This window comes from Nocardia glycosmidis, from assembly GCF_052545115.1.
The window spans coordinates 115382-135898 of the sequence record NZ_JBQWRH010000013.1 but is presented as its reverse complement, the minus strand read 5'-3'; the positions used below and the strand labels follow the sequence as shown (position 1 = coordinate 135898).

General features: G+C 66.0%; 17 protein-coding genes. 9 read left to right on the top strand and 8 right to left on the bottom strand.

Annotation, left to right across the window (positions count from 1 at the left end):
* Position 1: 1 nt before the first annotated feature.
* Together ACT86A_RS17875 and ACT86A_RS17870 are read left to right on the top strand one after the other, a co-directional pair.
* Positions 2-985, top strand: a complete 984-nt coding sequence (locus ACT86A_RS17875) for an alpha-ketoacid dehydrogenase subunit beta (RefSeq protein ID WP_445093283.1) — start codon at positions 2-4, stop codon at positions 983-985.
* A 24-nt stretch (positions 986-1009) separates the two neighbouring features.
* The gene (locus ACT86A_RS17870) at positions 1010-2284 is read left to right on the top strand and encodes a dihydrolipoamide acetyltransferase family protein (protein ID WP_445093282.1); all 1275 of its coding nucleotides are present in this window, start codon (positions 1010-1012) and stop codon (positions 2282-2284) included.
* Positions 2285-2365: 81 nt separating this feature from the next.
* On the opposite strand, the gene ACT86A_RS17865 is transcribed toward ACT86A_RS17870, so the two are convergent.
* The 7 genes from ACT86A_RS17865 to ACT86A_RS17835 all read right to left on the bottom strand — a co-directional run bounded on the left by ACT86A_RS17865 (position 2366) and on the right by ACT86A_RS17835 (position 10538).
* Complete coding sequence (locus ACT86A_RS17865) at positions 2366-3829, bottom strand: NAD-dependent succinate-semialdehyde dehydrogenase (protein WP_445093340.1); 1464 nt, start codon at positions 3827-3829, stop codon at positions 2366-2368.
* Positions 3830-3917: 88 nt separating this feature from the next.
* A complete protein-coding gene (locus ACT86A_RS17860; protein ID WP_445093281.1) occupies positions 3918-4721 on the bottom strand; it encodes an HpcH/HpaI aldolase family protein in 804 nt (267 codons plus the stop codon).
* The gene (hpaH, locus tag ACT86A_RS17855; protein ID WP_445093280.1) at positions 4706-5494 is read right to left on the bottom strand and encodes a 2-oxo-hept-4-ene-1,7-dioate hydratase; all 789 of its coding nucleotides are present in this window, start codon (positions 5492-5494) and stop codon (positions 4706-4708) included. The genes ACT86A_RS17860 and hpaH overlap by 16 nt, the downstream gene beginning before the upstream one ends.
* A gap of 46 nt (positions 5495-5540) precedes the next feature.
* The gene (hpaD, locus tag ACT86A_RS17850) at positions 5541-6695 is read right to left on the bottom strand and encodes a 3,4-dihydroxyphenylacetate 2,3-dioxygenase (protein WP_445093279.1); all 1155 of its coding nucleotides are present in this window, start codon (positions 6693-6695) and stop codon (positions 5541-5543) included.
* A 49-nt stretch (positions 6696-6744) separates the two neighbouring features.
* Positions 6745-8289 (bottom strand): 5-carboxymethyl-2-hydroxymuconate semialdehyde dehydrogenase, encoded by a 1545-nt coding sequence (gene hpaE, locus ACT86A_RS17845; protein ID WP_445093278.1) that lies wholly within the window; start codon positions 8287-8289, stop codon positions 6745-6747.
* A gap of 37 nt (positions 8290-8326) precedes the next feature.
* Positions 8327-9043, bottom strand: coding sequence for a GntR family transcriptional regulator (locus ACT86A_RS17840; protein WP_445093277.1), 717 nt, complete (start codon positions 9041-9043; stop codon positions 8327-8329).
* On the bottom strand, positions 9030-10538 hold the full coding sequence (locus ACT86A_RS17835) for a fumarylacetoacetate hydrolase family protein (protein ID WP_445093276.1): 1509 nt from the start codon (positions 10536-10538) through the stop codon (positions 9030-9032). Before ACT86A_RS17835 ends, ACT86A_RS17840 begins: the two co-directional genes overlap by 14 nt.
* Before the next feature lie 259 nt (positions 10539-10797).
* Here ACT86A_RS17835 and ACT86A_RS17830 point away from each other — a divergent pair, with 259 nt between their 5' ends.
* Positions 10798-12714: an FAD-binding monooxygenase gene (locus ACT86A_RS17830; protein WP_445093275.1), complete on the top strand. Its 1917-nt coding sequence runs from the start codon at positions 10798-10800 to the stop codon at positions 12712-12714.
* A 74-nt stretch (positions 12715-12788) separates the two neighbouring features.
* Here the strand turns inward: ACT86A_RS17830 and ACT86A_RS17825 are convergent, their stop codons facing one another.
* On the bottom strand, positions 12789-13514 hold the full coding sequence (locus ACT86A_RS17825) for an IclR family transcriptional regulator (RefSeq protein ID WP_445093274.1): 726 nt from the start codon (positions 13512-13514) through the stop codon (positions 12789-12791).
* Between the two features lie 332 nt (positions 13515-13846).
* On the opposite strand from ACT86A_RS17825, the gene ACT86A_RS17820 reads away from it, so the two are divergent.
* The 6 genes from ACT86A_RS17820 to ACT86A_RS17795 all read left to right on the top strand — a co-directional run bounded on the left by ACT86A_RS17820 (position 13847) and on the right by ACT86A_RS17795 (position 20422).
* Complete coding sequence (locus ACT86A_RS17820; protein WP_445093273.1) at positions 13847-13993, top strand: hypothetical protein; 147 nt, start codon at positions 13847-13849, stop codon at positions 13991-13993.
* Between the two features lie 484 nt (positions 13994-14477).
* Positions 14478-17054, top strand: coding sequence for a nitrate- and nitrite sensing domain-containing protein (locus tag ACT86A_RS17815; RefSeq protein ID WP_445093272.1), 2577 nt, complete (start codon positions 14478-14480; stop codon positions 17052-17054).
* Positions 17051-17473, top strand: a complete 423-nt coding sequence (locus tag ACT86A_RS17810) for a roadblock/LC7 domain-containing protein (RefSeq protein ID WP_445093271.1) — start codon at positions 17051-17053, stop codon at positions 17471-17473. Before ACT86A_RS17815 ends, ACT86A_RS17810 begins: the two co-directional genes overlap by 4 nt.
* Entirely contained in the window at positions 17470-17847 is a 378-nt protein-coding gene (locus ACT86A_RS17805) for a DUF742 domain-containing protein (protein ID WP_445093270.1), read from the top strand. The genes ACT86A_RS17810 and ACT86A_RS17805 overlap by 4 nt, the downstream gene beginning before the upstream one ends.
* Positions 17828-18454, top strand: coding sequence for a GTP-binding protein (locus ACT86A_RS17800; protein WP_445093269.1), 627 nt, complete (start codon positions 17828-17830; stop codon positions 18452-18454). Before ACT86A_RS17805 ends, ACT86A_RS17800 begins: the two co-directional genes overlap by 20 nt.
* Positions 18455-19018: 564 nt before the next feature.
* Positions 19019-20422, top strand: a complete 1404-nt coding sequence (locus ACT86A_RS17795) for a hypothetical protein (protein ID WP_445093268.1) — start codon at positions 19019-19021, stop codon at positions 20420-20422.
* Positions 20423-20517: the final 95 nt, after the last annotated feature.

Genomic DNA, 20517 nt, shown 5'->3' with positions numbered 1-20517 from the left:
GATGACCTATCGTGAAGCACTGCGCGAAACTCTGCGCGAGGAGATGCGGCGCGACGACGATGTGTTCCTGCTCGGGGAGGAGATCGGCGTCTTCGAAGGCTCCTACAAGATCACGGCCGGCCTCCTCGACGAGTTCGGGGAAAAGCGGGTGCGCGACACCCCGATCGCCGAGGAGGGTTTCGTCGGTGCGGCCATCGGGGCCGCGATGCTCGGGTTGCGTCCGGTCGTCGAGATCATGACGATCAATTTCTCGCTGCTGGCGTTGGACCAGATCGTCAACCATGCGGCCAAGATCTACGGCATGTTCGGCGGGCAGACCAGCGTGCCGATGGTCATTCGCACGCCGGGCGGCGGCGGTCAGCAGCTGGGCGCCACCCACTCGCAGAACATCGAGCTGTACTACGCGTTCGTGCCCGGACTGAAGGTGGTCGCCCCGAGCACCCCCGCCGATGCCCGTGCCCTGCTGAAAGCCGCGATCGCGGACAACGACCCGGTGCTCTTCCTCGAGAACCTCGCGTTGTACAACACCAAAGGCGAGGTGCCCGACGAACTCGCGCCCGTCCCGATCGGCAAGGCCGCGGTGACGAGAGCAGGCTCCGACATCACCTTGATCGGCTATTCCCGGATGGCGACGGTGGCCACTCAGGTCGCCGAACGCCTTGCCGAGGAGGGAATCTCAGCGGAGGTCATCGACCTGCGCAGCCTGCGTCCGCTGGATCGCGAGACCCTCGTCGCCTCGGTTCGGAAGACCGGCTGCTGCGTCGTCGGCGAGGACGATTGGCTCACCTACGGCATCGGCGCGGAGGTGGCCGCGTCGATCTCCGACGGCGCCTTCGACTACCTGGACGCCCCGGTGCGCCGGGTGGCCATGGCCGAGGTGCCGCTGCCGTATGCCAAACCGCTCGAGCGACTCGCACTGCCGTCGGCCGAATCTCTCTATACCGCTGCCGTGGAAACCCTTGCGGCCGTTGGCCGTAGGCGCTGACACCGGAATCAGAAAGACAGGACGTTGCCCGAAATCACTATGCCCCGCCTCTCCGACACGATGGAGGAGGGCGTCGTCTCGGCCTGGCTCAAACAGGTGGGCGACCAGATCACCCGCGGTGAGGTGATCGCCGAGATCGAGACCGACAAGGCTCTCATGGAGCTGGAGGCTTACGACGACGGCGTGCTCGAACAAATCCTCGCCGAGGCCGGGACGCGAGTGCCGATCGGCGAACCGATCGCGATCGTCGGCGACGGCACCGGGTCGGCCGCCCAGGCCGCGGTCGGTGCGGCTGCTGAATCGAACACGCCATCGGTCAGCGTGGAACCCGCTGTCACGGGGGATGCGCCCGTGAGCGTGCTCGCCGCCGCAGCGCCCGCGGGCGAACCCGGAGAACGCACGAAATCCTCGCCGCTGGCCCGCAAGATCGCCCGGGAACTGGGCCTGGATCTGTCCGCGGTGACCGGCACCGGCCCGGGCGGGCGCGTCACCCGCCGCGACGTCGAAGCGGCGCACCGCACGCCTAGCGCAGCCGAATCCACCCAGCCAGCCGAATCCACCTCGGGTGCGAAGAACCTCGCTCCGCAGCCGGCCGCCGCGGTCCCCGGCGACTACGACGAGATCCCGCTGAGCACGATTCAGCAGGTCTCGGCCAAGCGGCTCACCGAGAGCATGCAACAGGCGCCGCATATCTACCTGACCAGCGCGATCGACGTCACCGAGCTGATCGGATTCCGAGCGCAGATCAACGACACGCTGGTCGCTGCGGGTAAGGGCAAGGCCAGTGTCAACGACCTGCTCGTCCGGGCGGTCGCTGTGACGCTGCGCAACGACCCGGCTCTGAACGTCTCTTTTGCCGCAGACATGCTGCGCCGACACCGAGGTATCCATCTCGGTGTCGCCGTCGCCACACCGACCGGTTTACTGGTTCCAGTGATCCGCGACGCGGACCGCAAGTCGATCTCCGAAATCGCCGCCGAGACACGGGACAAGGCCGAACGCGCCCGCGATCGCAAGCTTCGTGCCGACGAGATGTCCGGCGGCACATTCACCATCTCGAACCTGGGGATGTTCGGCATCGAGCAGTTCACCGCCGTCATCAACCCGCCCGAGTCCGCGATTCTCGCGGTCGGCGCTGCCCAGGACGAGCTGCGGCTATCGCTCGACAAGGTGATCACCCGCAAGATTCTGCGCGTCACGCTGTCCGCGGATCACCGCGCGGTCGACGGCGCGGTAGCCGCCCGATTCCTGCAACAACTGAAGGAAGTGCTCGAGCACCCGCTGCGGATCGTCACCTGATAGCACGGCCCCGGCCTGGGAAACGATGGGCGCAACGGCTATCCATCGAAGCAATATCCAGGCCGGGGCCGTGCTGGGCGATCAGTTGCTCGGGATGAGGGTGTACTTCGTGGCGAGGAACTCGTGGATGCCCTCGAAGCCGCCTTCACGGCCGACGCCCGACTGCTTGACTCCGCCGAACGGGGCCGCGGCATTGGAGACGACACCGGAGTTGAGGCCCATCATGCCGGTCTCGAGCTTGTCGATCATACGGTGCCCGCGCGCGAGATCCTGGGTATAGACATACGAGACGAGGCCGTATTCGGTGTTGTTCGCGAGGTGGACCGCTTCGTCCTCGGTGGCGAATGTCGCGATCGCGAGGACCGGGCCGAATATCTCCTCTCGAAGGATGGCGCTGCCTTCGATGACGCCGGTGACGACGGTCGGCTCGTAAAAACTGCCGGGACTGTCGATCCGCGCGCCGCCGGTGAGCACGGACGCGCCGCGGGCCGTTGCGTCGGCGACGAGTTCGGCGGCCTTGTTCACCGCGTCGTCATCGATCAGCGGACCGATCGTCACGCCATCCTCGGTACCGCGGCCGATCTTCATCTCCTCGACCCGCGCGGTGACCCGCTTCGCGAACTCCGTCGCGACGCGCTCATGCACAATGAAGCGGTTCGCGGCGGTGCACGCCTGGCCGATGTTGCGGAACTTGGCGGTGATCGCCCCGTCGACCGCTTTGTCGAGGTCGGCGTCTTCGAACACCACGAACGGCGCGTTGCCGCCCAGTTCCATCGACACGCGCAGCACGTTCTCGGCGGCCTGGGCGATGAGCTGACGGCCGACCTCGGTCGACCCGGTGAAGGACAGTTTCCGCAACCGCGGATCGGCGATGATCGGCGCCGACACCCGGCGCGACGACGCGGAGGTGACCACGTTCACCACGCCGGCGGGAAGGCCGGCATCAGCCAGCAGTTGAGTGAAGAACAAGGTGGTCAGCGGTGTCAGCTGTGGGGGCTTGATCACGACCGTGCATCCCGCGGCGAGGGCGGGGGCGATCTTGCGGGTCGCCATCGCGAAGGGGAAGTTCCATGGTGTGATGAAGAACGAGGGTCCCACCGGCCGCTGCGAGACGACCATCTGCCCCGTTCCCTCGGGGTTGAGCCCGTACCTGCCATGGATGCGGACGGCTTCCTCGCTGAACCACCGCAGGAACTCGCCGCCGTAAGCGACCTCGCCGCGGGCCTCGGCGAGCGGCTTGCCCATCTCGACCGTCATCAGCAGCGCGAGGTCCTCCGTGCGCTCCTGCACGAGTTCCCAGGCACGGCGCAGGATGTCGCTGCGGGTGCGCGGCGCCGTGGCTGCCCACGACTCCTGCGCGGCCACCGCCGCGTCCAACGCACGGATCGCGTCGGCGGCCGTCGCGTCGGCCACCTCACGGACAACTGCGCCGGTGGCCGGGTCGCGCACCGCGAAGGTGCCGCCGCCGGCAGCATCGACCCATGCGCCGGCTATGAACAACTGGTGTGGAACGGCGGAAAGCAGCGCGCTTTCGTGATCGGCCACTTCCGGGGCGGGTGTCTCGGAGACGGCGAGGGATTCGTCGCCCAGCTCAGACGGTGTCGTCTGCTGATCTCGCATCGTTCGGATCCTTTCAGTAGGAGGCAGACGGAGCCGTGTCCGTGCTTCCGATGTATGTCTCGGCCAGCGTTTCCGAGCCTCGCGCGAGAAGTGCCACATCAGCTCCGACCAGGATGAATCGGGCGCCGGCCGCGGTGTAGTCGCGCGCGGCGACGGGATCGAAGGCGTTCACGCCGATCGGTTTGCCCGCCGCGGCGATGCCCGAGAAAGCGCGCTTCACGGCGGCGACGACCTCGGGATGGGTCTGCTGCCCGATCAGGCCCATCGAGGCCGCCAGGTCGCTCGGGCCGACGAAAACTCCATCCACGCCAGGCGTTTCGGCGATTTCGCGGGCGTTCTCCACGCCCTCCGCCGTTTCGATCTGCACGAACACCGACACGTGGTCGGCATCGTTGCGCAGGTACCCCTCCACTCGGTTCCATCGAGCCGAGCGTGCGAGCGCGCTGCCCACGCCGCGCCTGCCCACGGGTGGGTACCGGGTCGCCGCCGCGACGTTCGCCGCCTCGTCGGGCGTCGAGATCATCGGCACGAGGATGTTCTGCGCCCCGAGGTCGAGCACCTGCTTGAGAATCACCGTGTCGCCCACCGGCACGCGGACGACCGGTGTGGACGGATAGCCGGACACCGCGTACAGCTGCGCGAGCGTGGATTCCAAACCGTTGGGCGCGTGCTCCATATCGATGAGCAGCCAGTCGAGGCCTGCCCCCGCCATGATCTCCGCGGCGACGGGCGAACCCGAGCAGATCCATCCACCGAAGAGGGCGCGGTCGGCATGGGCCAGCCGATCCCGGAAGGTCGGGTTCAGACGAAGCGGCATGAGAGGGTTCCCATCGGTCCGTAGTCGGCGAGCACGATGTCGCCACGTTCCACCCACATCGGGCGGGTGAAGGAGCCGGCCAGGACGATCTCGCCGGCCTCGAGCCGGTCGCCGTGCCGGGCGAGTTTGTTCGCCAGCCAGGCGACGCCGGTGGCGGGGTGGTTCAGTACGGCCGCCGCGACCCCGGACTCCTCGATCGTCTCGTTGCGGTAGAGCAGGGCGGAAACCCAACGGAGGTCGAGGTCGCCGGTCCGCATCGGGTTGCCGCCGTACAGCAGCCCGCCGAAAGCGGCGTTGTCGCTGATGGTGTCGACGATCGTCCTGCCCTGCAGTTCGATACGCGAGGACAGGATCTCCAGCGCCGGGATGACGTAATCGGTGGCGCGCAATACGTCGAATACGGTGGCGTGCGGGCCCTCCAGGGGCTCGGCCAGCACGAACGCGAGCTCGACCTCGATGCGGACATTGGAGAACCGCCCGTGTTCGATGAGCGAGCCGTTGTCGAAGACCGCGTCGGCGAAAATCGCGCCGTAATCGGGCTCGGTGATGCCGGTCGCCACCTGCATCACCTTGCTCGTCAGCCCGATCTTGCGGCCGACCGGACGGCGCCCCGCGGCGATGCCGCGGCGCCGCCATTCGTTCTGCACGGCATAGGCATCCTCGACCGTCATGCCCGGGTGCCGCGCGGTCAGCAGCGGCACCATGGTTCGGTCGCGTTCTGCGACGGCGAGTTCGTCGGCGATCGCTGTGATGGTTTCGGCGTCCAGCGCCATCCGAAGTCCCTTCCTGTTCGGTGGTTCGACCGGCTCGGTCCGGTGGCTAGAGCTGGTGGCCGAGCTTGTATTCGCCCTTCTTCCAGTCGGGCAGGTCGTCGCCACCGTTTTCGCGGGTGTAGGAGAAGCCATCGGCGCCGATCGTGACCTCCAGCTCGCTGGAGTCGGTGCGCGCCAGCACCGGCTGCGGGTTGCCGTCCAGATCGAGCACCAGCGAGGCATCGGTGTACCACGACGGCACGACGGGCGTGCCCCACCAGTCGCGGCGCTGGTTGTCGTGGACATCCCAGGTCACCACCGGGTTGTCGGGATCGCCGGTGTAGTAGTCCTGCGTGTAGATCTCGATGCGATGGCCATCCGGGTCGCGCAGGTACAGGTAGAAGGCGTTGGACACACCGTGGCGGCCCGGACCCCGCTCGATGTGATCGGACCGGCGCAGGGCGCCGAGCTTGTCGCAGATCGCGAGAATGTTGTGCTTCTCGTGCGTGGCGAACGCGACGTGGTGCAGGCGGGGCCCATCGCCGCCGGTGGTGGCGGTGTCGTGCACGGTCGGTTTGCGGCGCAGCCAGGCGGCGTAGGTGGTGCCCTCCGCGTCCTGGATGTCCTCGGTGACGCGGAAGCCGAGGTCCTGGTAGTGCGCGACGGCGCGGGGGACGTCGGGGGTGACCTGGTTGAAGTGGTCCAGCCGCACCAGGGCGCCCGGTGTGTAGAGGTCGTAACGCCAGGCGAGCCGCTCGACGTGCTCGGTCGCATAGAAGAACTCGTACGGGAATCCGAGCGGGTCGACGACGCGCACCGAGTCGCCGATGCCCTTCGTGAAGCCCTCCGCGCGTCGCTCGACGCGGCACCCGAGCTCGGTGTAGAAGGCGACCGCGAGATCGAGGTCCGCCGGGGTGCGCACGCGGTACGACAGTGCGGCCAGCGCGGCGACCGGCCCCTGTCGGAGCACGAGGTTGTGGTGGATGAACTCTTCCAGCGTGCGCAGGTAGATCGCGTTCTCGTCCTCTTCGGTCACGATGAGGCCGAGCACGTCCACGTAGAACTCCCGCGAGGCGGTCAGGTCGGTCACGACGAGCTCGGCGTAGGCGACGCGGAGGATGTCCGGTGGCGGCGAAGCAGGCGTCGGTACCGGGTTGTCCGCCGTGATGGGAGCCTCCGGTGAGACGAAGAAGCCTGAGGACGTGGGAGTGCGTTCGGTCATCGTGGTTGCCTTGCTGTGATGGGGTCGGGGAGCCGGTGCTCTGGGGGGCTCAGCGCTGGACGCTGCGGACGGTGGTGGGATCGTCGTGCGGTGCCGCCTTGCCGAAGGTGGGGTTGTGCACCTTGCCGAGGGTGATGTGGACGGCCTGTTGGTCGGTGTAGAAGTCGATGGAGCGGTAGCCACCCTCGTGGCCGAGCCCCGAGGCCTTCACGCCGCCGAACGGTGTCCGCAGGTCCCGCACGTTGTTCGAGTTGAGCCAGACCATGCCGGCCTCGACCGCCTGCGAGAAGTTGTGTGCGCGCTCGAGATCGTTGGTCCAGATGTAGGCGGCCAGACCGTACTTCACGCCGTTGGCGAGTGCGAGCGCCTCCTCCTCGGTGTCGAACGGGGTGATCGCGACGACCGGGCCGAAGATCTCTTCCTGGAAGATCCGAGCGTCGGGCTTCACATCGGCGAAGACCGTGGGCCGCACGAAGTTGCCTTCCGGGAACTCCGCGGGCCGGTCGCCGCCGGCCACCAGGCGGGCCTCGCCTTTGCCGATCTCGATGTAATCGACGACCTTCTGGTAATGCTCGGGGTGCACGAGCGCGCCGACCTCGGTAGCCGGGTCGTGGGGGTAACCGACCTTCACCCGCTCGGCCTGGGCGGCGTAGCGCTCGACGAACTCCTCGTACACCGCACGCTGCACGAGGATCCGGCTGCCCGCGGTGCAGCGCTCGCCATTGAGGGAGAAGACACCGAAGATCGTCGCATCGATCGCGGCGTCCAGGTCGGCGTCGTCGAACACGACGGCCGGGGATTTGCCGCCGAGTTCCATCGACAACCCCTTCAGGTACGGCGCGGCGTTGCCGAAGATGATCTGGCCTGTGCGGCTCTCGCCGGTGAACGAGATGAGCGGTACCTCGGGGTGCTTGACCAGCGCGTCGCCCGCGTCCTCACCCAGACCGTTGACCAGGTTGAACACGCCCTGTGGCAGTCCCGCCTCCGCGAAGATGCCCGCCCACAGCGACGCCGACAGCGGCGTGAACTCCGCGGGCTTGAGCACGACGGTGTTGCCCGTGGCCAGCGCCGGAGCGAGCTTCCAGCTCTCCAGCATGAACGGGGTGTTCCAGGGTGTGATCAGGCCTGCGACGCCGATCGGTTTGCGGTTGACGTAGTTGATCTGGCGCCCGGGCACCTTGTAGGTGTCGTCGGCTTGGGCGACGATCAGATCGGCGAAGAACCGGAAATTCTCCGCGGCCCGGCGCGCCTGGCCGAGCGCCTGGGTGATCGGCAGACCCGAGTCGAAGCTCTCCAGTTCGGCGAGGCGGGCATCGCGCGACTCGACGATGTCGGCGATGCGGTGCAGTACCCGCGAACGCTCGCGGGGGAGCAGTTTCGGCCACGGGCCTTCGGTGAACGCGGTGCGTGCGGCGCTGACGGCGCGATCGATATCGGCCTTCTTGCCTGCGGCGGCGCGCACGTATGTTTCGTTCGAGACCGGATCGAGCACGTCGAAAGTGTCGCCGTCGACGGAGTCGACGAACTCGCCGCCGATGTAGTGCTGGATGCGTTCGGGCAAGTCGGCGGGGATGTGGCGATCGGGAAGTGCCATGGTTGGTCCTTTGGGTCGGAAGCGGTGCGGATTCGGATCAATTGGTGCCGGCGGCCACGCCGTCGTCGCGCGCGCTCGGATCGTGCCGGGCGAGATAGGCGGTCATCGTTCGCCACCGGTGGCGGCGGGCGGCCAGCTCGATCTCGAGTGGATCGGCCCGACTTCGGATGAGATCGAGGATGTGGTCGTGCTCGTCCACCGACGCCTGCGCACGCTCGGGCACGAAAGCGAAGGTGGAGTCGCGTACGCCCGACAGCCGCGTCCAGCCCCGGCGCACCAGGTCGAGGATGTGCGGATTCGGGCACGGCTCGAACAGGACCAGGTGGAACTGCTCGTTGGTCAGCGTGAATTGGTGCGGATCGAAGTCGTCGAGCAGCAGTCGCAGCCGATTGTTGATCGCCGCGGCGCGGTCGAGTTCGGCCTCGGTGAGGTGCGCGACCGCGAGCGCCGTGGCGATGCCCTCGATGACACCGAGGGTCTGCATCGTGTGGACGTACTCGGTAGGGTCGATCAGCGCGACCCGAGCACCGACGTTGCGCTCGAACTCGACGAGGCCCTCGGCCTCGAGGCGCCGGACCGCCTCGCGGACCGGCACCACACTCATGTCCAGCGATTCGGCGATCGTCCCCAGCACGAGCCGGTAGCCGGGCACGAATCTACGGTCGGTGATGCGAGCGTGGATCCATTCGTATGCACGCTGCGATTTGCTGACGATCTTCGGTGGCTCGGCCACCCCGGTCTCAATCCTCGACATTGCCCCGCGCTTGTTCGTAGCGCGCGCGCCATGCGGCGTTCATGGGAAACAGGCCGTCGACCGGATGTCCCGCCGCTACCTGCTCGGCCACCCAAGCGTCCTCGACCTCCTGGGCGAGGGCGGCGTCGGCGACCTCTTCGGCGAGCGCGGCAGGGATGACGATGACACCGTCGTCGTCGCCGACGATGACGTCACCAGGAAGCACCGTCGCGCCGCCGCAGGCGATGGCGACATCGATGTCCCACGGCACATGCTTGCGGCCGAGGACGGCCGGGTGGCCGCCCTGGCTGAACACCGGGATGCCGATCTCGGCGACTGTCGCGAAGTCGCGTACACCGCCGTCGGTCACGATGCCCGCCGCGTTCCGCGCCTTCGCGCGCAGGGCGAGCACGTCGCCGAGAGTTCCGGAGCCGCGCTCGCCGCGGGCCTCGATGACGATGACCTCGCCGGGGGAGACGGAATCGAAGGCGCGCTTCTGCGCGTTGTAGCCGCCACCGTGGCTGCGAAAGAGGTCCTCGCGGTTCGGCACGAAACGCAAAGTTTTCGCTGTCCCGACCAATTTCGTCGCCTGGTGCATCGGCCGCACGCCATCGATGGAGACGTTGTCGAGGCCGCGCTTGCGCAGCGCCTGCGACAGCCCCGCGACCGGAGCTTCCAGGAGCTTCGCGCGAACCTCGGGCGAGAGCGCGGGCGCTGCCGGCTCGGCAGCAGGAAGGTTCGCCGCCGCGCGCGATCCCCATGCCTCCTCGCGCTGCCGGTCGTCGACCGAGGGCAGCGAGCCGAGCTCGGGATCGAAGCAGCGCGAGCCCGCGACCACCGTGGTCACCAGGCGCCCGCTGGTAGGTGCGCCGTCGGCGACCGGCGCGTCGACCTCCACCTCGATCACGTCCCCCGGCTGAGCGACCGAGGATCCGGCCGGAGTGCCGGTCAGGACGATGTCACCGGCTTCGAGGGTGAGGTGCTGCGATAGGTCGGCCACGAATTGCGCGAGCGGAAAGATCAGGTCCGCTGTCGTGTCGTCCTGGACGAGCTGTCCGTTGTGCCAGGTGCGGACCCGCAGCGCTGACGGGTCGACGCGTCGTGCATCGATGAGCTTGGGGCCGACCGGTGTATAGCCGTCGCGTCCCTTGTTGCGCACGTTGGAGCCCTTGTCGTTGTCGCGCAGATCGTAGAGGCCCCAGTCGTTCGTGGCGGTGACCCACGCGACGTGGGACCAGGCGTCCTCGATCGAGACGTTCCGCGCGGGTGTGCCGATGATGAGCGCGATCTCGCCCTCGAAGGCGAGCAATTCCGTCCCGAAGGGCCGTTCGATCTGCGCTCCGGATGACGCGACTGAGCTGGCGGGCTTGAAAAAGTAAGACGGTGCGGCAGGGCGCCGCCCTCGCTGTGCGGCGCGCGACTCATAGCTCAGGTGTATCGCGATGATCTTGCCGGGCGCGGTTGGCAGGGCAGCGAACCGGGGGTCGGTCATCGAAGCGTTTTCGCCCTTTGTCATATCTCAAATCGTATACGATCACGCCGCAAAGCGGCAACGAGAATCACACCGACTACCTGTGCCCCGCGAACGAGGCGCAGCAGCGCGCCGGCATCTATGCCTGGGAGAAGCGACCCTGAACGTCATCGGTGGCCGCTGGCAATCGCAGCTTGTGCGAGAGCCGGATCACCCCGTATCATCGATCTATATTAGAATTCGCAATTCTATTATCGAACATCCGTTGTCGAATACGCTCGCCGCAACGGAGTGAGGAGAATCCGTGCAGTTCCATCACCATGGCTACGTTTCGGGCGATCCCCGCATCAAGCCTCCCGCCGGTGTGGGTATCGATCGCCCCGCCGAGCTACCCGACGAAGTGGATGTGCTGATCGTCGGCTCGGGCCCGGCGGGCATGATCGCCGCAGCGCAGCTCGCGCAGTTCCCGGATGTCAACACCCGGATCGTCGAGCGGCGTCCCGGCAGGCTCGAGGTCGGGCAGGCGGACGGGATCCAGGCGCGCAGCGTGGAGACCTTCCAGGCGTTCGGCTTCGCCGGGCGCATCATCGACGAGGCCTACCGCATCACGGAGATGGCGTTCTGGAAGCCCGATCCGCAGAATCCGCGCAACATCGTCCGCGCCGCACGCACGGTGGACGATGAGACCGGCATCAGCGAATTCCCGCATCTGATCGTCAACCAGGCGCGTGTGCTCGACTACTTCGCCGAGGTGGCGAAGAACGCGCCGTCGCGCCTGGAACCCGACTATGGCTACGAGTTCGTCACGCTGGAAATCGCGGACGAAGGCGAGCACCCGGTCACTGTGACCCTGCGGCACACGACCGGCGACCTGGCCGGCCGAGAGCGAAAAGTGAAGGCCAAGTACGTGATCGGCTGCGACGGTGCACGCAGCAAGGTTCGGGAATCCATCGGGCGCCGTTTCATCGGTAACCAGGCGAATCACGCGTGGGGCGTCATGGACGTGCTGGCCGACACCGACTTCCCGGACATTCGCACCAAGTGCGCGATCCAATCGCACGACGGCGGCAGCATCCTGCATATTCCGCGCGAGGGCAACTTCCTGTTCCGTATGTACGTGGATCTCGGCGAGGTCGCCGAGGGCGACAACGGCCAAGTGCGCCAGACGTCGCAGGAGGAGGTCGAGGCGCGCGCCAACGCGATTCTGCATCCGTACACGTTGACGGTGAAACACGTCGCGTGGCGCAGCGTGTACGAGGTCGGGCATCGCGTGACCGACAAGTTCGACGACGTGCCCCCACAGCACGGTGGGACCCGCACTCCGCGCGTGTTCATCACCGGCGACGCCTGTCACACGCATTCCGCCAAGGCGGGCCAAGGCATGAACGTGTCGATGCAGGACGGCTGGAACATCGCGTGGAAGCTCGGGCACGTACTGGATGGGCGCGCAGCCGAATCGATCCTCGACACCTATTCGGCCGAACGCCAGGTGATCGCGCAGAACCTCATCGATTTCGACCGGGAATGGTCGACGCTGATGGCAACCAGGCCCGAGGAGATGGACGACCCGAGCCAGTTGGAGGAATTCTATGTCAAGACAGCGGAATTCCCCGCGGGCTTCATGACGCAGTACGCGCCGTCGGCGCTCGTCGCCGAGGCAACCTACCAGGATCGCGCGACCGGTTTCCCGATCGGCAAACGCTTCAAATCGAACATGGTGACCCGCGTCTGTGACGCGAACCCGATTCACCTCGGGCATCATGCCACCGCCGACGGACGCTGGCGCGTCTACGTTTTCGCCGACGCGCCCGCCGCCGGCGAGGCGTCGAAGACCACCGAGCTGGCCGAGTGGCTCGCCGGCTCGCCCGCATCACCGCTGCTCGTGCACACACCCGAAGGCGCCGATCTCGACGCCTGGTTCGACGTGAAGGTGATCTACCAGCAGGATCACACCGGGGTGGATCTGGGCAAAGTGCCTTCGGTGTTCCTGCCGAAGGTCGGGGCCTTCCAGGTCACCGACTATGAGAAGGTGTATGCCGTCGATCGTGTCGACGACATCTTCACCGCGCGCGGAATTTCCCGCGACGGCGCGGTTGTCGTGGTGCGTCCGGATCAGTATGTCGCCCACGTGCTGCCGCTCGATGCGAGGGACGAGCTCGCCGCGTTTTTCGCAGGCGTGTTCTCGAAGCGGTCCGATACTGCCGCAGTGGCACTCGGATAGGGTGCGGGTAGCCGACCCCCGCAGCGCGCCGGCCCGCCCCGCGCGCTGGGGGGGTCGAAAATTTCGGTCGACTGCTAGCTACCCAGCGTCCGGGCGATAGTCCGGGCGGCAGACGTGAGACGCTCGGCGATCTCGGCTTCGGGCCGGGGCAGCGAGACGTGGATGACGGCGATCGACGCGAGCGGCCGGTCGGGAATGACGAGCGGGACCGCTACCGCCCACAGCGAGGCGACGACCTCGCCGTGGCTGACGGCGAAGCCGAGGGCCCGGCTGCGCACAAGTTCGTCGTGCAGGTCCGCCGGCCAGGCGCTCTCGGGCTGCTCGAGCAGGATCGCCTTGCCCGGGGCGCCCCGCGTGAGGGGGTGCCGATGCCCGGGCCGGTACGACACGGTGATGCTCTGCTGTGGTGCGGCGCTGATGAGGGTGACGGCCTCATCAGCGTCTAGCATCATGACGAGCAGGCAGGTCATGCCCAGCTCGTTCGCAACCGCTTTCAGTTCGGGGAGCGCGGCATCTTGCAGGTCGCGCGAGACTCCGACCGCGAGAGCGGCCAACCCGGCGCCGAGTGCCATCCGGCCGGAGTGGTCGCGGGCGATCAGACCGTGGTCCTCCAGGGTGCGCAGCAGTCGATAGGCGACCGAGCGGTGTACACCGAGACCCGCGGCGAGTTCGTCGATCGACAGACTCCGACCGGCGGCGGCGATGAGCTCGAGCAGCCGGATGCCGCGGCTCAGGGTCTGCGAACCAGCGGATGATCCGGGTTTGTCGGGCACGCGCGTCGTACCTTTCTTGGTGGTCATGCGACAGTCAGTGCTCGATAGTAGAATATGTAATTCGATATCCGACCACGGGCGACACATTGCGCACCGCCCCCGCAGCGCATTTCGAGCGGACGTGCGTGTCTTGCTGCGTCGAGTGGCGGCCGTGGTGGTAGCTGACTACAGCTCAACGCCCCAGCTCCGACGGTCGTCGACCAGGGGAAAGCCAGAATCTCTGGTTGGTGAACTAGCGTAAGGGGCAGTCTTTATCAGCCAGATGGCTAGGTCATGGGGAGGTTTAATCGAGTTAACCTCCTCGGAGTCATGCCCCAAAGTGCGTGGCTGTCCAGTCCGGGACGAAGGATTCGAAGTAGATGCGACAGCAGGTGCACGGTGTGATCGCCCAAATGGAAAGCGAGCCCGCCGAACTCGCCGACGCCGTGATGCTCGAGCCGGATCCAGCGGAGGTGGTCGGCGCCGTCACCCGGTGTGGGACCCGCCGTATGCGTCGGTCACGCTGATTCATGAAGGTTCCCCAACACGCACTGCCCATGCCGGCATCCCGATAGCCGACGCGGCCCACGAAGCCAACGGCGTCTGCACGGCTGCTCGGCCGACGGCGGCCCCGCCTCAAGCCCTGATCAACGATTTCTCGCCCACGGAAATACACATGGATGTTCTGATCGCTGTTTATCTTCTACTCATCGGCGTTTACGTCGCTGGGCTCACTGTGCTTCGCCCTCATCTACGGTATCGGCGCAGCCGGTCGCGCCCGGACTCGATCGGGCGGTTCGTCGGCCACGGCGATGAACCGCCCGCAGCGCGGTCGAACGCGGCTGCCGCCCAATATGACCGCAAACCGGCCGCATTCCGTATGCCGGCCTTGGCTGGTCGCCTGATTGCCGGTCAGCAAGCCGCGGGATGTGCCCGGTGAGCATGCGATCTCGATCGACCGATTCAACAGATGACGTAGGCCGTGGGCGATTCGGAAGAATCAGATGGGCGATGTCCAGCAGCGTCCGGGCCCGGATCCTCGCGATCGCATTGATCCCGAGCATCGTGCTCGCCATCGCGGTCGCCGGCGTCGTGCGTCACCTGACGACGCAAGCTCGGCAGGATCGGGCCTGGGCTGACGTCACCCTGCGCACGGCTCCGTACGCCGTGGAATTCGACGAGGCGATCCAGCAGGAGCGCCGACTGACAATGCTTCGTGCCGCGCATCGGCCCTTCGACGAATATGCACTGAAGGCTGAGCGTCAGCGAGTGGACAATGCCCTTCGCGAGCTGACGGACTTGGTGGCCGCGATGAGCGAGGTCATTCCGGGCTCGTTCGACAACATCGCTGCCGGGATGGCGGGTGATGTCGGCCAAATGATGGCAATGCGCGCACGAGTCGATGCCGACAGCGCGACCGTAGACGAGGTGTACCAAACGTACAGTCGTCTCGCCGCGACACAGGGACGCGCCATCGATATCACGGCTCGATATGCTCCCGATGCCGCCAGCGCTATCGTGGGCGCGAATACCGCGGCGTTGTCCCGGGCCGCCGACTCCATGTCGGCAGCGTATGCCTTGACCGCCGCGCTGGTGACCGATGAGGGTCTCGATTCCCGCTCCCAGCGTGAGTTCGTCAGACGAGTTGGGCAATATCACGCCCTGCTGGACTCGCTCGCGCGCGGCGACGACGCGCGAATGCGCAGCGAGATCTCGACTCTCACCGCAGACCGGGCATGGCAGCAACTCCTGGCCTTCGAAGACTCGATGATCGACCGTGGCGCTGGGGAACAAGACGTCCCGACTACAACCTCGACGACCTCTCGCACTGTGGCCGGGTCTCCGATCAGGGTGGATCGAGATGCCTTGCAGCAGAATTCGGACGCCGCGGTCGCGAAGCTGCGGACGCTGTGGCGCACCCAGTACGAGCAAATGCAGCACCGGGCGGGTGGGATCGCCGATGACACGACGGACACCGCGGTGCTCGTCGGCGGGCTCGTCATGGCTATTTCGGTCGTGGCCTTCCTGATCACTTTGCTGCTCGCGAATCGGCTCAGCCAGCGGCTGAGGCGGTTGCGTCAGCAGACGCTCGCATTGGCCGAAGAGCAATTGCCCGAGATCATGGCGCGCATTCGTACCGGTGAATCTGTCGATGTCGACTCGGCGTTGCCCGACCTCGCGTTCGGCCGCGACGAGATCGGTGAGGTCGCCAACGCGTTCGATTCCGCGCAGCGCGCCGCGGTCTCGGCCGCGGTGACCGAGGCCAAGACCAGGTCGGCGGTCAACGCGGTATTCCTCAATCTCGCGCATCGCAGCCAGTTGATGGCCCACCGCCAACTGGAGGTGCTGGATGCGGCGGAAGCCCGCCAAGAAGATCCCGAAATGATGAATCTGCTGTTCCAGCTCGATCATCTGGCCACCCGAGAACGTCGTAACGCGGAGAACCTGATCATCCTCGGTGGTGAGCGACCGGGCCGGAGATGGCGCAATCCGGTGTCGCTTCGCGACATCGTGCGCAGCGCGATCGCGGAGACCCAGGATTACTCCCGTGTGCAGGCCACCCGGTTGCCCGAAGCCCGGGTCGGCGCGGGCGTGGTAGCCGATGTGATCCACCTGCTGGCTGAACTGATCGACAACGCTACCTCGTTCTCGCCGCCGGGGTCTCGGGTAGAGGCGTCGGGAAATTTCGTGGGTAAAGGAGCCGTGGTCGAGATCATCGACCAGGGACTGGGCATACCCGAAGCCGAACTCGGTCGCATCAATGAGCTCTTGAGCAGCGCGCCGGACTTCGGGTTGATGCAGTTGTCGAGCGATTCGCGCCTCGGTCTGATCGTGGTGGCAGTGCTCGCTTCCCGAAACGGGATCAAAGTCCGTCTGGCGGAATCCGACTACGGCGGAACCAAAGCTGTCGTCCTCATCCCCGCAGCACTGCTGGTCGACGAAAATCGATCGGAACCCACGGACAACGCCCCGTCGATCGACAACGCGCTGATCCCCGCTGGCCCCACACGGCAACAGCCTGCCCAAGCCGTCGAGAAGGTGACCGAGGCCAAGGCCTATCCGGTTGAGACCAAGTCTTATCCGGTCGAGGCCAACTCATACCCGACTGAGAGCAACTCCTACGCGACTGAGACCAACTCATACCCGGTTGAGAGCAACTCATACCCGACTGAGAGCAACTCCTACGCGACTGAGACCAACTCATACCCGGTTGAGACCAAGGCCTATCCGGCTGAGACCAAGTCCTATCGAGATTTCCTCACCCAACCTGCAGATGTTCCGGTTGGCAGTGCGGACACGAATTCCACGCGATGGCAACAACCCGTTGACAGCCGGCCGCCCGCTCCGCCTGCTGAATTGCCGCCCGCCACGCCGGACGGTCGCCCGCCGCTGCCACGGCGGCGACGGCAGGAGAGCCTTGCGCCGCAACTGACCGAGTCGGAGCCTGCGGTCCAAGCGCCGGAACGGGACTCGTCCGGGTCCCGTTCCGCGGAACAGGCACGAGACCTGATGTCCGCAATCGCGAACGGGACCAGGCAAGGCCGGCACGCGCGCCCCGCCACCGACGATCAAGAAGGAATCTCATGACATCTCCCGCCTCCACCGATCTCGACTGGCTGCTCGACGAACTCGTGCAGCGCCTGCCAGGCGTTCGCAAAGCGGTGCTGCTGTCGATGGACGGATTGCTGATGGCACGCTGCAGCACCATGCCACGCGCAGATGCCGAGCACTTCTGCGCGATGTCCTCGGCCCTGCACGGCCTGGCGCGTAGCGCCGGCAACCGTTTCGCCGGCGGTGGCGTCCGGCAAGCGGTCATCGAACTCGATGAGGCGGTCATGTTCGTTACCGCGGGTGGGCCCAATGCGTGCCTGGCTTTGTGGGCGGACGAATCGGCGAACATGGGAATGGTCGCCTACGAGATGAATCAGACCGTGCAGCGGGTCGGCACGTACTTGTCTGCGACTGCGCGCCAAGGCGATCCCAGACGCGTCGACTCCAGGCCATGACCCCCGCCCGCGAATCCTGGTTCGAGGACGAGGCCGGACCGCTGATCCGCCCGTACGCCGTTGCGGGCGGGCGCAGCGGGGGAGTGCGCTACGACCTCGATATGATCACGCTCATCATGACCGTGCGACACGACGGCGGTGTCGACCGGATGGAACCGGAACACGCCAATATCGTGCGCATGTGTGCCCGCGCGATATCGGTCGCCGAAGTCTCAGCGCAACTACACCTTCCGCTGATTGTCACCAAGCTCCTGATCTGTGACCTGATCGACCACGGGTATCTCACTTTCCGCCCGCCGGCCGTGCCACAGAACGACTTTGCGCACGACCCGGAACTACTGCAGGCGGTACTGAATGGCATCCGAAAACTTTGACTCGACAACCGATACGCCGCTGCCGCCGAAGTCTGCCAAGATCCTCATCTCCGGGGGATTCGGCGTCGGGAAGACGACGATGGTGTCGTCCATCAGCGAAGTCCCACCACTGCGCACCGAAGAACTACTCACTGATGCGGGCGCCGGTGTCGACGACCTCACCGGCATAGATCGAAAGACCACGACGACCGTTGCCCTGGACTTCGGTCGCATCACCATCGACGGTGAACTGGTGGTGTATCTGTTCGGTACTCCAGGCCAAGATCGTTTCTGGTTCCTGTGGGACGAGCTGTCCCGTGGTGCGCTCGGTGCGGTCATCCTGGTAGACCCTCGGCGCCTCGAAAATTCCTTTCCCGCCATCGACTACTTCGAACGACGCGCAGTCCCCTTCGTCATCGGTGTCAACTGCTTCGACACCGGCCCGATTTACACCACCGAAGAAGTTCACACCGCTCTGGACCTCGACGCCGGCCTGCCAGTGCTGCTGTGCGACGCACGCCGGCGAGACTCCGCCAAAGACCTGCTCCTCACCCTCGTCGAACATTTGATGGCACAGCTCGAGCTGCGGCATCAAGGCGCCGGCGACGCGAGTAACCAACGCCGCTGACCAGCCGGCTGCGCCGGCGTGCGACGCGCGGCCCCATCACCTGCGCGAGCAGTCGATGAGCTGAGTGGGGCCCCGCGTCGGGCACGCCCGTAAAAGCACTGGCAGCGGCTTTGTCGTAGACGCGTCGGCGAAATCCGACGGTGACTGTCACACCCGTTCCCCGCCCATCGGCTTTACCGCCCAGCGACTGTGTCGGTCCGGGCGAAGGCGACTTGCAAATCGGCGCGTCGATCAGGTTGCCGGTCCCGATGTGAAGCTGATCCGCGCTGACGCTACGCGGCGTCCTCCCCGGGCCACGTTTCGCAACGCGACCCGAGCAGCCGCGACCCGACTCGACGGCACACGCCTGGCCCGGAGGAGGACCTCCACCGACGTCTCTTCTGGGGCACATCGCCGCTGGGTGGAGCAGGCGGCTCGCAAAAGGGACAAGCGCCTCGTTCGGGGGATAGTCGCAGGTCACGTTTGTTCCGTAGCGTCGCGGCCGACACCCAGTCGATGACGCCTCTGTTAGACGGTGAAGAACCGATACGCGAGAGGTGCCACTCCAATGATGAAGGACGCACTGTGACGATTCTGGGCACAACAGCCATGGCCGCGCCGGAGGCGACCACCGGGAACAACCTCGAGGCTCTTATTCAGAAGGCGGGCAGTCCCGTAAAGCTGCTCCGCAACAACCAGATGGGCCCCTACGTCTTCCCCGGAATCCCCCCGGAGTTCACCAACTGGCGTGATGAGCAGCGCTCATGGAAGGAAAGTGTGGCGCTGCTCGAGCTGTCGTACCACATGACCGAGCTGCACCTGCACGGTAGCGAGGTCATCCCCTTCCTGTCGCAGTTCGCCGCCAACAAGCTCGATACCTTCCAGGTCAAGCGGGCGAAGCAGATCGTGCTGCCCGACCACGACGGTTACCACATTGCGGATGGCATCGTCTTCCATGAGGAGGAAGAATTCTTCCGCGTGGTGGGCGCCCCTATCGTGTGCGACTGGCTGCAGTTCAACGCCGAAGGGACATCGCTCGACGTAGACGCAGCACTGCACCACAACTGGATGGTCCATCAAGGACCCCGGGAAGTTTTCCGGATCCAGATCCAGGGACCGAACGCACTCCCATTGCTGAATGAAGTCACGGACGGCAAGCTGCCCGAGGTCAAGTTCTTCTGGATCGGTGAGTTCCAGATCGCAGGGAAGACAGTCCGTGCGCTGCGTCACGGAATGGCGGGTACCCCAGGATTCGAGATCTACGGCGCGTGGAACGACCAGGATGCCGTCCGTGAGGCGCTGATTCAGACGGGCGAGAAATATGGCCTGCGCAAGGTCGGCGAGAACGCCTACGGGCCCACTGCCCAGGAGTCCGGCTGGATTCCGGTCCCGGTGCCGGCGATTTATCACAGTGAGAACATGAAGCCGTACCGTGAATGGCTGACCGGCTATCATCTCGAATCCGCTGCTTCGCTGGGTGGAAGCTACCAGTCCGACGACATCCGGGACTACTACGTCGATGCGATCGAGCTGGGCTACACCAATCACATCGACTTCAGCGGTGACTTCGTCGGGCGCGATGCCCTGCTCGCGAGGTCGGAGAACCAGCGGCGCAAGAAGGTGACCCTGGTGTGGAACGAGGACGACGTCCTGGACGTCCAGCGCGCCGCGCTCTTCGGCGACAAGCCCGCTCGTTACATCAACACGCCGCACACGACCTACGCCACCTTGGTCGCCGACCAGGTGCTGAAGGGCGACGTTCACGCCGGTCTGTCGATGCAGGGCTCCTACTCCGCGAACGCACGCGCCTACATCTCCAACGCCATCGTGTCGATCGAGAACAGCGAGCCGGGCACCGAGGTGACGCTGCTGTGGGGTGAGCCGAACTCGAAGCGGTCCATCGTCGAGCAGCACGAGGTGCGCGAGATCCGTGCGACGGTCGCGCCGGCGCCGTTCTTCGAGAAGGTCATCAAGTCCGGCAAGCAGTAACGTGCGACGACCGTCCACGGGAACCTTTTCTCCCGTGGACGGTCGCACGTGTGATGAATGCCGCGCTGTCGGGAAAAGCCACCAGATACTGGGCC